Genomic DNA, 13,573 nt, shown 5'->3' on the forward strand with positions numbered 1-13,573 from the left:
GGCAGGGTCACGGTGAAAACCCTAGATAGGTCTTCAAAACGTTCGTCGAATCAAGGAGGTGGCGTTCCGACGGGGTCGTGGAGTGTTCTTATTGTTTTTACCGCGAGAAAAAATGTAACAAAATAATTACAAAAACCACAAGCACCCAGGGCGCGTTATCGCAGACAAATGTCGCCCACAACAAAAACCCCGGATTTCGTGAAAAATCCGGGGTGGTTCGTGGCATTTAGCCACTCATTGTTACAGGTGGGATTCGGCGTATTCAGCCAGGATCGAACGAGGTACCCCTTGCAGCGCGATATGCACGCCGTTGGGGAAGTCTTTGAAGCGTTCCGTCAGGTAGGTCAGCCCGGAGCTGGTCGCGGACAGGTAAGGGGTGTCGATCTGTGCCAGATTGCCAAGGCACACCACTTTGGAACCGGCGCCGGCACGGGTGATGATGGTTTTCATCTGGTGCGGGGTAAGGTTCTGGCACTCATCGATCAGGATCAGGCTCTGCTGGAAGCTGCGCCCGCGGATGTAGTTGAGGGATTTGAACTGCAACGGCACTTTGCTGAGGATGTAGTCGACGCTGCCATGGGTGTTTTCGTCATCCATGTGCAAGGCTTCGAGGTTGTCGGTGATCGCCCCCAGCCACGGCTCCATTTTTTCCGCTTCGGTGCCAGGCAGGAAGCCGATTTCCTGGTCCAGGCCCTGCACGCTGCGAGTGGCGATGATGCGGCGATAGCGCTTGGTCACCATGGTCTGCTCGATGGCGGCAGCCAGGGCGAGGATGGTTTTGCCCGAGCCGGCAGCGCCGGTCAGATTGACCAGATGGATGTCCGGGTCGAGCAGCGCGTACAGCGCCAGGCTCTGGTAGATATCCCGCGGTTTCAGGCCCCAGGCTTCCTGGTGCAACAGGGGTTCCTGATGCAGGTCGAGGATCAACAGCTTGTCGACCTGGATCTCTTTGATCCAACCCACGAAGCCCTGTTCGTCGACGATGAATTCATTGATGTGCACGGCCGGCAGGTTGTCGATCAACTGCACCTGGTGCCAGGTACGGCCGTGGTCCTGGCGGGTCTCGACCTTGCTGACACGGTCCCAGAACGAGCCGGTCATCATGTGATAACCACGGGAGAGCATCGACACGTCGTCGACCAGCTGGTCGGTGCTGTAGTCCTCGGCAGCGATCCCACACGCTCGTGCCTTGAGGCGCATATTGATGTCTTTGGTCACCAGCACTACGCGCAGGTCCTTGTCGCGCGCGTGCAGGTCGATCAACTGATTGATGATCTTGTTGTCGTTGAGGTTTTCCGGCAGCAGGCTATTGGGCTCGCTGCGCTTGCTCATCAGGATCGATAGCAAGCCCTTGGGCCCGCTCTTGCCACGCTGGATCGGCACGCCGAGCTCAACGTCATCGGGCGAGGCTTCGCCCAACGTCTTGTCGATCAGGCGGATGGCCTGGCGGCATTCGGCGGCAACGCTGTGGTGCCCGCTTTTGAGTTTGTCGAGCTCCTCAAGCACGATCATCGGGATGGCAACGTGATGTTCTTCGAAGTTAAGCAGTGCGTTTGGATCGTGGATCAATACGTTGGTATCAAGCACATAAAGGATTGGCTGGTCGGAAGAAGGGGTGCGTCCATGATCATCCATACTCGGTCACCTTTGTGGGAGCCAGTCGACGCAATACCTGGGCGGTGCTGCGCCTCGATTCGACCACCGACCACACCTGAGTGACGTCAAGTGCAGTGCCCACATGAGGAGTCTTGGAAGACGCCACCTGTGTTGCAGGGTTCGGCGGTCTGACTTCGTAATACCGCAAAACCCATGACAGGAAAAAGCACTTTGACGCTTTTTTGAAGTTTATTTTTCAGGATGACGAATAGCACTAGCCGAGTGCCAGCTGCCCCGTTAAAGTCGGAAGTCCGCCTGCATCGAAATGTCGCAGCAAATCACCCAAAAAAATCCTCATCCCCAACAGGGCCGGCCTTCTCAGCGAAATGCCTCGCGGCACTCCTGCCAACCCAAGCCACTCTGCGCCGTAGCCTGCAACACCATCGGTAATGCCACCCGCGCCTTGTCCTGGGTGTCGTGAAAGGCAATCACGCCTTTGCGCCACAGCAGCATCAGCGTCAGCACCCGCTGCGCCGACTCATCGGCCTTGAGCTTGCCCGGCTCGTCTTGGGAATCGATGTCCCACAACGCCACCTGCAAACCCTGCTGCTGGAAGAAACCCTGGCTGTCCGCGCGGCGCTGCCCATAGGGTGGGCGGAACAGCGGCAGATAGTTTTCCGGCATCAGGTTCTGCACCAGCGCGGCACTGCGGGTGATGGAGCTTTGCCAGTCAACCCAATGGCTGTGGGAACGGTACTCCCAACCCTGGATACCTACGCACTGCCCCTGGTACAGCGCCTGCACATCGGCAGCAGAGCTGCGCTCTACACGGGTTTGCAAGCTGCTGCCGAGGGCAAAGAAGGTCGCGTTCATCTTCTGTTTGCGCAGGTAGTCGGTGAGCCAGTCGGTATTACCACCAACCGGTGCCGGGCCGCCATCGAACGTCAGCAAGAACATGCGGTCATTGAGCTCGTCGCCATTGCGCTCATGCTCGCCAAAGCGCGCCACTTCGCTGCTGATCTGCGGGAACAGCGCAGCCTTGCGCAGCAGTTCGTCGAGGTAGCGCTCGTGGAAGTGCCGGCTGGGGGCGGCCCAGCCTATATAGAAAGAGTTGTCACTGACCTCGAACTTGCCGGCCTGCTCACGCAGGTCGTCCATGTTGTCCACCAGGAAGCAGAACGAGGCGTCTTCTTCGCAGCTTTGCTGGGCGAAACTGTAGTTCTCCAACAGCCGTTGCCACAACTGGCGACGCAAGTCGTCGATAGCCGCCAGGTTGATGATCTTCAAGCCCAGGCGCTGCTTGAGCGCGCTTTCGTCCAGGGCTTCGCTGGCCAACAGGCTGTGGGCAAACATGAGGATTTCCGCACGCGAAGCCACATCGAACAGCGCAGGGCTGCTGAGTTTTTCCGGCCAGGAGCTGCGGTCAAGGCTGGCTACGTCAACCGGCGCAGCTTGGGCGGTGACGCATAGTAGACAAGCCGACAATAAAAGCGCTAATCGCACACGGGGTCTTCCTCTCCAGAGTTACCGGCCATCATAGCGGATCGCACCTATCACCATCATAGGTGGAGTCAAAACGCCCCACCCCCTAGAATCTCGCCCACGATTAAAGGAGCCAACTTCATGCTGATGGTGATTTCCCCCGCCAAAACCCTCGACTTCGAGTCAAAGCCGGCCACTGCGCGCTTCACCCAGCCGCAATACCTGGACCATTCCCAGGAGCTGATAGAACAGCTACGCGAACTGAGCCCGGCACAAATCAGCGAGTTGATGCACGTCTCCGACAAGATCGGTGGCCTCAACGCTGCCCGCTTCGGCAGCTGGACGCCCGCCTTCACCCCGGCCAATGCCAAGCAGGCGCTGCTGGCATTCAAGGGCGATGTCTACACCGGTCTCAATGCCGAGACCTTCAGCGATGCCGATTTCAGCTACGCCCAGGATCACCTGCGCATGCTCTCGGGCCTCTACGGTCTGCTGCGCCCCCTGGACCTGATGATGCCCTACCGCCTGGAAATGGGCACCAAACTGGCCAACGCCCGTGGCAAGGACCTCTACGCCTTCTGGGGCACGCGCATCAGCGAGTGGCTGAACGAAGCATTGGCCGCACAGGGCGATGACGTGCTGCTCAACCTGGCTTCCAACGAGTACTTCTCGGCGGTCAAGCGCCCAGCCCTGAATGCGCGGGTCATCAACACCGAGTTCAAGGACATGAAGAACGGCCAGTACAAGATCATCAGCTTCTACGCGAAAAAGGCCCGGGGCATGATGAGCCGCTTTGTGATCGAAGAGCGCATTAACGACCCGGCTCAGCTCAAGCAGTTCGATGTGCAGGGTTATCGCTTCAATGCGGAGCAGTCCAAGCCGGATAACCTGGTGTTCTTGCGCGATCACGCACCGGAATAAGGCGTTACGCCCCTCTTTCAGACAATGAGATCCAAATGTGGGAGGGGGCTTGCCCCCGATTGCGGTATTTCAGTCAACACTTCAGTGACTGACGCACCTCTATCGGTAGCAAGCCCCCTCCCACATTTGCTCGTATTTCAAACCAAAAATCGTCATTTATTTGGCGCCAGAAAAACATCCAGATACAACCCTAACGATTTCTTCACTCGACACTCGTCGGTTTTTTTCGTAGTGGCACCACTTTTTTTAATCAGTAGTGGCACAAAACTATCTTCTCTCTCCAACTCCCCAGAACTACTGGCTTAAATAGCAAGTGCTATCACTATAGTGCCAGTGCCATCTTTTCTAATATTTCAAGAAATTTCCGGAAACAGGATGAGCGGCCAGGAACTTCACCCTGAAGCGCCGCTCATACCACCGGTAACGAAATTCTCTGTTTACGTAAGAGATGACTTACACAGCGACCAACGGAAGTAGTCAAGTTGTCATAAAACACTTTGACTCTATGGTCATAATATCAACTGTATGAGTTGAGGGTAGCGATAAGCACTTATTGCCAACCCCTGAAGGCCAAGGCAGCGCTGACCTAAATGAGCCAGTGGTGAAAACCCAAGGCATTGATATCAAAAGGCTTTCAGCCTATATCAAAGCCCTGCGGCACTGGCGCCGGAGCCCTCCGCCAAGGAAGCCCGGCTGCATTTCAGGGCAAGCCCCAATAAAAAGGCCAAGTTGCGCACAACTTGAGTGCAATAGTTAGTCACTCACTATTCAACATGCCTGCACGCGGCAAGTCGGCGTCTATTCGCCTAACTTTCGCGGCATCAGTGACGCTTGCAAACATGAACTCCGGCCATCTATTGGCATGATTAAGAACGTCTTCAGTGACAAAGAGGTAAATGCGATGCGTATCAGCATATTTGGTTTGGGTTACGTTGGCGCAGTCTGTGCCGGTTGCCTGTCTGCCCGTGGCCACGAAGTGGTCGGCGTAGACATCTCCAAGGAAAAGATCGACCTGATCAACGCGGGTAAATCGCCAATCGTTGAACCGGGTCTGGGCGAACTGTTGAGCCAGGGTATCGAGACTGGCCGGCTGCGCGGTACCACCAACTTCGCCGAAGCCATTCGTGACACCGATCTGTCGATGATCTGCGTCGGTACGCCAAGCAAGAAAAACGGCGACCTGGAGCTCAACTACATCGAATCGGTATGCCGCGAGATCGGTTTTGTGCTGCGTGACAAGACTACCCGCCACACCATCGTGGTGCGCAGCACCGTATTGCCGGGCACCGTGGCCAACGTGGTGATCCCGATTCTTGAAGACTGCTCCGGCAAGAAAGCCGGCGTCGACTTCGGCGTTGCGGTCAACCCGGAATTCCTGCGTGAATCCACCGCTATCGCTGACTACGACCTGCCACCGATGACCGTCATCGGCGAGTTCGACAAAGCCTCCGGCGATGTCCTGCAGTCGCTGTACGAAGAACTCGACGCGCCGATCATCCGCAAGGACATCGCCGTTGCCGAGATGATCAAGTACACCTGCAACGTGTGGCATGCCACCAAGGTCACCTTCGCCAACGAAATCGGCAACATCGCCAAGGCCGTCGGCGTCGATGGTCGCGAAGTAATGGAAGTGGTGTGCCAGGACAAAACCCTCAACCTGTCCCAGTACTACATGCGTCCAGGCTTCGCCTTCGGCGGTTCGTGCCTGCCAAAAGACGTGCGTGCCCTGACCTACCGCGCCGGCTCCCTGGACGTGGAAGCGCCGTTGCTTAACTCGCTGATGCGCAGCAACGAGTCCCAGGTACAGAACGCCTTCGACATCGTTTCCAGCCACGACAAACGCAAAGTCGCGCTGCTGGGCCTGAGCTTCAAGGCCGGTACCGACGACCTGCGTGAAAGCCCACTGGTGGAACTGGCGGAAATGCTGATCGGCAAGGGCTACGACCTGAGCATCTACGACAGCAACGTCGAGTACGCCCGTGTGCACGGCGCAAACAAGGACTACATCGAAGGCAAGATCCCCCACGTGTCGTCTTTGCTCAACTCGAACTTCGACGACGTGATCAACAACTCCGACGTGATCATCCTGGGCAACCGCGATGAGAAGTTCCGTGCCCTGGCGCAGAACGCCCCGCATGGCAAGCAAGTGGTCGACCTGGTGGGCTTCATGTCCAAGGCCACCAGCGTGAGCGGCCGTACCGAAGGTATTTGCTGGTAACAGCAACGGCAAGTTTCAGGCTGCAAGTGTCTTTATCCCCAGCGCTTGCAGCCTGAAGCCTCCTCCCCCTGCGGATGACGCTTATGTCCAAGTTAAAACATATATTTCTGCAAGCGGCCGGCTGGTTGTTCTTCCTCAGCCTGCTGATGGGTCTCGCCCTGCTGTTGCCGGCGAGCACCTTCGATTCGCAATCGAAGAATTTTATTTTCCTGATTGGTGCCGTGGGTATCTGGCGCTACTCCATGGGCGCGACGCATTTCTTTCGCGGCATGCTGTTCCTGTACGTGGTCTATCCGCACCTGCGCCGCAAAGTGCGCAAGCTGGGCAAGGCCGCCGACCCGTCCCATGTGTTCCTGATGGTCACCAGTTTCCGCATCGACGCGCTGACCACCGCCCAGGTCTACAGCTCGGTGATCCGTGAAGCCATCGAATGCGGCTTCCCTACTACCGTGGTCTGCTCGCTGGTGGAAATGTCCGATGAGCTGCTGGTCAAGAGCCTCTGGGAAAAGATGAACCCGCCGGCCCACGTCAAGCTCGACTTCGTGCGCATCGCCGGTACCGGCAAGCGTGACGGCCTGGCCTTTGGTTTCCGTGCTATCTCTCGCCACCTGCCGGATGACCGCGCCGTAGTAGCCGTAATCGATGGCGACACCGTGCTCGCTGAAGGCGTGGTGCGCAAGACCGTGCCTTGGTTCCAGCTGTTCGGCAATGTCGGCGGCCTGACCACCAACGAATTCTGCGAAGTGCGCGGCGGCTACATCATGAGCGAGTGGCACAAGCTGCGTTTTGCCCAGCGCCACATCAACATGTGCTCCATGGCCCTGTCCAAGCGCGTGCTGACCATGACCGGGCGCATGTCGGTGTTTCGTGCCAGCGTGGTCACCGACCCGGGCTTTATCGCCGATGTGGAAAGCGACTCGCTGCAACACTGGCGCCTGGGGCGTTTCAAGTTCCTGACCGGCGATGACAAGTCCAGCTGGTTCAGCCTGATGCGCCTGGGCTACGACACCTTCTACGTGCCGGACGCCGCGATCAACACCGTGGAGCACCCGCCGGAAAAGAGCTTTATCAAGGCCAGCCGCAAGCTGATGTTCCGCTGGTATGGCAACAACCTGCGCCAGAACTCCCGCGCCCTCGGCCTGGGTGTACGTCGCCTCGGCCTGTTCACCAGCGTAGTGCTGTTCGACCAGCGCGTGTCGATGTGGACCTCCCTGCTGGGCCTGACCGTGGCGATGATTGCCACCTTCAAGTACGGCGGCGCGTTCATCCTGGTCTACCTGCTGTGGATCGGCCTTACCCGCCTGATCCTGACCCTGCTGCTGTCGTGCTCGGGCCACAAGATCGGCCCGGCCTACCCGATGATTCTCTATTACAACCAGATCATGGGCGCGTTGGTGAAGATCTACGTGTTCTTCCGCCTTGATCAACAGTCCTGGACCCGCCAGGACACCAAACTGACCCGCGATTTGGCCAGCTTTCAACGTTGGTTCAACACCTGGTCGTCTCGGACCATGACCTTCTCCGCCGGCAGCATCTTCGTTGCCGTGTTGCTGATGATGGTCTGACCCTGCCAAGCCTGAATTAACTAGGAACTAGAACATTATGAACAGCCAAGTAAACGCCAACGTTGTCCACGAATCCGAAGCCCAGCGCCAACATGCACGGGTCAAAATCCCGGCCAAGCTGCGCTTCTTCAACAGCGACCGCACGCCGACCGAAGCGCGGGTCATCGACCTGTCCGCCGGCGGCCTGGCCTTCACCGCGACCCAACCGCTCACCGTCGGCCAGGTGCACAAGGGCCGCCTGCAATTCGTCATCGATAACCTCGGCCTGGCCATGGATGTGGAGCTGCAGATTCGCTCCTACGACCGCCAGACCGGCCGCACCGGCTGCCAGTTCCAGAACCTCGATGCCCAGGACATTTCCACCCTGCGCCACCTGATCACCTCGCACCTGTCCGGCGACATCGTGACCATGGGCGACGTGCTGGCGACCCTGCAACGCGACAACTTCACCAAGGCACGCAAGGTCAAGGACGGCGGCAGCGGCATGACCGCATTCGGTCGCCTGCGCGCCGTGACGTTCAGCCTGGCGATTTTCCTGGTGGGCCTGGCCGCGTTCGGTTTTGTCTTCAAGTCCCTCTACGGCATGTACTTCGTCAGCCACGCCCAGGCCGGCCTCGTCAGCGTGCCGGGCATGAACGTGACCATGCCGCGTGACGGCACCGTGCAGAGCTTGCTCAAAGGCGATTCGGTTGCGGCCAAAGGCGCGCCACTGGCGACTTTCAGCACCAGCATGCTCGACGTCCTCAAGGGCCACCTGGACGAAGACCAACTACAACCGGCCAAGGTCGAAGAGCTGTTCGGCAAGCAAATGACCGGCACCCTGACCTCGCCATGCGATTGCGTGGTAGCCCAGCAACTGGTCGCCGACGGCCAGTACGCCAGCAAGGGTGATGTGATCTTCCAACTGGTGCCACGCGGCAGCCAGGCCAATGTGGAAGCACGCTTCACCTATCGCCAGTTCGGTGATGTGCGCCCAGGTACGCCGGTGAGCTTCCAGGTAGCCGACGAAGAACAGGTTCGCACCGGCACCATCGTCAGCAGCACCAGCCTGAACAGCGCCGACCTGTCCTCCGACATCCGCGTGCAGATCAAGCCGGATGCACCGCTGGACAGCACCTACGCCGGCCGCCCGGTGGAAGTCACCAGCGACCGTGGCCCGTCCCTGAACTGGCTGATCGATAAAGCCATGGCTCACGGTCTGTAAGCGAGGACATGCCTGTGAACTCTATTCCAACAACACCGCTGACCTCTGTGGGAGCCGGGCTTGCCCGCGATGCAGGCGACTCGGTGCATCAGTTGCACCGCAGCGATGCCATCGCAGGCAAGCCAGCTCCCACACAGAGCAGATTTCACTGGGCCTCTGCGTACTGCGCGCTGGCACTGGCAGTGAGCCTCGGCGGTTGCGCCGGCCTGCCCGACCAACGCCTGGCCAATGAAGCGCTCAAGCGCGGCGATACCGTCACCGCCCAGCAGAATTACCAGCAACTGGCAGACCTGGGCTACAGCGAGGCCCAAGTGGGCCTGGCTGATATCCAGGTAGGTACCCGTGATCCGGCGCAAATCAAACAGGCCGAAGCCACTTACCGTGCGGCGGCGGACACTTCGCCCCGTGCCCAGGCACGCCTCGGCCGCCTGCTGGTGGCCAAGCCCGGCGCCACCGAAGCTGAACACCATGAAGCCGAGAGCCTGCTGAAAAAAGCCTTTGCCAATGGCGAAGGCAATACCCTGATCCCGCTGGCGATGCTGTACCTGCAATACCCGCACAGCTTCCCCAACGTGAATGCCCAGCAGCAGATCAGCAAATGGCAAGCGGCCGGTTACCCGGAAGCCGGCCTGGCCCAGGTGTTGCTGTATCGCACCCAGGACACTTACGACCAGCATCTGGATGACGTCGAGCGCATCTGCAAGGCCGCGTTGAACACCACCGATATCTGCTACGTCGAGCTGGCCACGGTCTACCAGAAAAAAGCCGAGCCGGAACAACAGGCCGAGTTGCTCAAGCAGATGGAAGCAGGCTACAGCCGTGGCAGCGTCACCGCCCAGCGCGTCGACAGCGTCGCCCGCGTACTCGGTGATGCCAGCCTCGGCACGCCGGACGAAAAAACCGCCCAGGCTTTGCTTGAAAAAATCGCCCCTGCCTACCCGGCCTCCTGGGTCAGCCTGGCGCAACTGCTCTACGACTTCCCCGAAATGGGCGACGTCGACCAGATGATGAAGTACCTCGACAACGGCCGCGCCGCCGACCAGCCGCGCGCCGAATTGCTGCTGGGCAAGCTCTACTACGAAGGCAAGTGGGTGCCGGCCGACGCCAAGGCCGCCGAAGCCCACTTCGAAAAAGCCGTGGGCCGTGAAGTGGCCGCCGATTACTACCTCGGCCAGATCTACCGCCGTGGCTACCTGGGCAAGGTCTACCCGCAAAAAGCCCTGGACCACCTGCTGACCGCTGCGCGCAACGGCCAGAACAGCGCCGACTTCGCCATCGCCCAACTGTTTTCCCAAGGCAAGGGTACCAAGCCCGACCCATTGAACGCCTATGTCTTCAGCCAACTGGCCAAGGCCCAGGACACGCCAGAGGCCAATGACCTGGCTACCCAGCTCGAGGCGCCATTGACCCCTGAGCAACGCGCCGAAGGCCAACGCCTGGTGCAACAGGAACTGGCCGCCCGCGGCACCCTGGCCCAAAGCACGCTGCAACTGCACGCCCTGCAAGAAGAAGACGGCGAGGAATCCCTATGAAGCTCAACCCATTCGTCAAGGCCGGCATCGGCCTGACCTTCGCCCTGCTGTGGTCGTGCCCGACCCTGGCCGCGCTGACCGAAGCCAAGAACTTCGGCCTGGAGGTCAAAGCCACTGCACAGTCCGAAGATGACCGCGACCTCGGCACCCAGAAAGGCGGCGACGTCAACGGCATCGGCCTCGACCTGCGCCCGTGGATCTACGGCGAAAGCGGCGCGTGGAGTGCCTACGCCATGGGCCAGGCCGTCGTGTCCAGCGACATCATCGAGACCGACACCTTGCAACAGTCGGCCGATGACACCACCGAACAATCGAGCAACGACGACCGCAAGGCCAAGAAAAACTACCTGGCCCTGCGCGAGTTCTGGGTTGGCTACAGCGGCTTCACGCCCTACCCCGGCGAGATCCTCAAGTTCGGTCGCCAGCGCCTGCGCAATGACGACGGCCAATGGCGCGACACCAACATCGAAGCGCTGAACTGGACCTTCGACACCACCCTGCTCAAGGCCAATGTCGGCGCCGCCGAACGTTTCAGCGAGTACCGCACCGACCTCAAGGAACTTTCGCCCAAGGACAAGGACCGCCAGCACTTCTACGCCGACGCCGCCTACCAGTGGACGCCGGGCCAGTGGATCGGCCTGCGCGGTCACCACACCCATGACGACGGCAAGCTCGACTACGCCGAACCAGGCGTGGCCACGGACCCGTTGGACAAACGCGAGAACGGCGACCTGACCTGGCTCGGCATCGAAGCCAACAGCGACGCCTACAACTGGCGCAATACCAACACCGTCAACTACTGGGCCAGCATCACCGGCATGCGCGGCGACCGCGACACCGTAAATGCCTTGAATGCCGACGGCACTCGTCCGACCAATGCCAAGCGCAGCGATAACGTGAGTGGCTGGGCCACCGACCTCGGCGTGCGCCTGCGTCTGGACCCGCAATGGCAAGTGGGCGCGGCCTACTCCCGCGCCAGTGCCGAGTACGAGCAGAACGGCCTGCAAAGCAACCGTTCGAACTGGACCGGCACCCAATCCCGCGTGCACCGCTTCGGCGAAGCGTATCGCGGCGAGATGAACAACATGCAGTCCATGAGCTTGTTCGGTTCCTGGCAGCTGCGCGAGGACTACGACGCCAGCCTGGTGTACCACAAGTTCTGGCGCGTGGACGGCAACAAGCCGGTGGGCAGCAACGGTATCGATGCGGTGCAGAACAACACCGATGACGTCACCGGCGCGATCCTCTCCAGCACGTCCCTGCCTCTGGAAGACGGTAAGAAAGACCTCGGCCAGGAGATGGACCTGGTGGTCACCAAGTACTTCAAGAAAGGCTTGCTGCCCGCCGCGCTGAGCCAGTCGATCGACGAGCCGTCGGCTCTGGTGCGCTTGCGTGCCGGTGTGTTCAAGCCGGGCGACGCCTATGGCAGCCAGGTCGACTCCTACATGCACCGCGCGTTTGTCGACGTGGTCTGGAAATTCTGATGGGAGCCTGCGCCATGAATGCTCAAAGCCTATTCGTCGCGGCAATGCTGTTGGCCAGCGCCACAGCGTTCGCCGATACGACGGCCAAGGCGCCGATCATCGCCAAGGAACTGCAACAGGCCAAGACCTACACCATTTCCAGCCCGCCCACCGCGCCGCTGGAAATGGCCAAGCCTGCCCTACCGGACCTGTCGGGCTACACCGCCGCAGCCATGGAAAAGAAGATCGTCAAGACCAAGCCGGGCAAAATCAGCGTGCGCCGCATGATGCAGGAAGACGCGCTCAAGGACTTTATCGGTGGCGATAACAAGATGGCCGAATGGGTAGTGCGCCAGCACGGCATTCCCCAGGCGATCTTTGTCGACGATGGCTACATGAACCTCAAGGACCTGGTGGGCAAGCTGCCCAAGCAGTACTTCAGCGAAACGTCGCCGGGTGTCTTTTTGGCCAAGCTGCCGATCGTGGTCGGGCGCAAGGGCATCCTCGATATCGACAAAAATACCCAGGAATTGCGTCTGTCCCAGCAAGCCGGCTCGTTTTTGATCAACGACGGCCAGCTGTTTGTGCGCGATACCAAGGTCACCGGTTGGGATGAAAAAGCCAACGGCCCGGCGCTGTTCAAGTCGGCCAAGGAATTCCGCCCGTTCCTGCTGGCCTGGGGCGGCACCGAGACCTATATCTCCAAGACCAAGATGGCCAGCTTCGGCTACGCCAACAGTAAGTCCTACGGGGTGAGTATTTCCCAGTACACGCCAAACATGGCCAAAGTGCTCAAGCGTCCTGAGCCGACCGGCTGGATCATCGACTCCGAGTTCTCGGACATGTGGTACGGCTTCTACTGCTACGAGACCACAGGCTTCGTGATCAAGGGCAATACCTACAAAGACAACATCGTCTACGGCATTGACCCCCATGACCGATCCCACGGCCTGATCATCGCCGACAACACGGTGTACGGCACCAAGAAGAAGCACGGCATCATCATTTCCCGGGAAGTGAACGACAGCTTCATCTTCAACAACCGCAGCTACGACAACAAGCTCTCGGGCCTGGTGATCGACCGTAACAGCGTGAATAACCTGATCGCCGACAACGAGATCTACCGCAACCACACCGACGGCATCACCCTCTATGAGAGCGGCGACAACCTGTTGTGGGGCAACAAGGTCATCGCCAATCGTCGCCACGGCATTCGTGTGCGTAACAGCGTGAACATCAAGCTCTACGAAAACACCTCGATGGCCAACGGCCTGACGGGACTCTACGGCCACATCAAGGACTTGACCGACACCGACCGCGACATTGCCCTCGACCCGTTCGACGCCAAGGTCTCGCTGATCGTGGTTGGTGGTGAACTGGCGGGCAACGGCAGCGGGCCGCTGTCCATAGATTCACCGCTGAGTGTCGAGCTGTACCGCGTGTCGATGCTGGCGCCGACCAAATCCAGCGGCATCAGCTTCAACGGCATTCTTGGCGAGCGCCAGGAAGAAATTCTCGACTTGCTGGTGCGCCAGCAGAAAGCCGTGCTGATCGACCCTGTCGAACGCCAGACCGAAATGCAGGACTGAGGA

General features: G+C 59.6%; 9 protein-coding genes. 7 read left to right on the top strand and 2 right to left on the bottom strand.

All coding sequences use genetic code 11. The features are described from left to right. Positions 1-240: 240 nt before the first annotated feature. Positions 241-1,635, bottom strand: a complete 1,395-nt coding sequence (locus NMB39_RS23740; protein WP_057021503.1) for a PhoH family protein — start codon at positions 1,633-1,635, stop codon at positions 241-243. 339 nt (positions 1,636-1,974) lie between these two features. Continuing rightward, on the bottom strand, positions 1,975-3,099 hold the full coding sequence (locus tag NMB39_RS23745; protein ID WP_494339981.1) for a polysaccharide deacetylase family protein: 1,125 nt from the start codon (positions 3,097-3,099) through the stop codon (positions 1,975-1,977). 120 nt (positions 3,100-3,219) lie between these two features. On the opposite strand from NMB39_RS23745, the gene yaaA reads away from it, so the two are divergent. The 7 genes from yaaA to algG all read left to right on the top strand — a co-directional run bounded on the left by yaaA (position 3,220) and on the right by algG (position 13,570). Beyond that, complete coding sequence (yaaA, locus tag NMB39_RS23750) at positions 3,220-3,999, top strand: peroxide stress protein YaaA (RefSeq protein WP_494339980.1); 780 nt, start codon at positions 3,220-3,222, stop codon at positions 3,997-3,999. Positions 4,000-4,900: 901 nt separating this feature from the next. Next, on the top strand, positions 4,901-6,217 hold the full coding sequence (locus NMB39_RS23755) for a nucleotide sugar dehydrogenase (protein ID WP_043049799.1): 1,317 nt from the start codon (positions 4,901-4,903) through the stop codon (positions 6,215-6,217). A gap of 83 nt (positions 6,218-6,300) precedes the next feature. Continuing rightward, positions 6,301-7,782: a mannuronan synthase gene (gene alg8 / locus NMB39_RS23760; RefSeq protein ID WP_162252742.1), complete on the top strand. Its 1,482-nt coding sequence runs from the start codon at positions 6,301-6,303 to the stop codon at positions 7,780-7,782. A gap of 37 nt (positions 7,783-7,819) precedes the next feature. Next, positions 7,820-8,986, top strand: a complete 1,167-nt coding sequence (locus NMB39_RS23765) for an alginate biosynthesis protein Alg44 (protein ID WP_005785015.1) — start codon at positions 7,820-7,822, stop codon at positions 8,984-8,986. An 83-nt stretch (positions 8,987-9,069) separates the two neighbouring features. After that, positions 9,070-10,518: an alginate biosynthesis TPR repeat lipoprotein AlgK gene (gene algK / locus NMB39_RS23770; RefSeq protein WP_494343371.1), complete on the top strand. Its 1,449-nt coding sequence runs from the start codon at positions 9,070-9,072 to the stop codon at positions 10,516-10,518. Continuing rightward, on the top strand, positions 10,515-12,002 hold the full coding sequence (locus NMB39_RS23775) for an alginate export family protein (protein WP_046070997.1): 1,488 nt from the start codon (positions 10,515-10,517) through the stop codon (positions 12,000-12,002). The genes algK and NMB39_RS23775 overlap by 4 nt, the downstream gene beginning before the upstream one ends. Next, positions 12,002-13,570: a mannuronan 5-epimerase AlgG gene (gene algG / locus NMB39_RS23780; protein WP_494339979.1), complete on the top strand. Its 1,569-nt coding sequence runs from the start codon at positions 12,002-12,004 to the stop codon at positions 13,568-13,570. Before NMB39_RS23775 ends, algG begins: the two co-directional genes overlap by 1 nt. Positions 13,571-13,573: the final 3 nt, after the last annotated feature.

It is taken from the genome of Pseudomonas sp. FBCC-B545, from assembly GCF_059134095.1.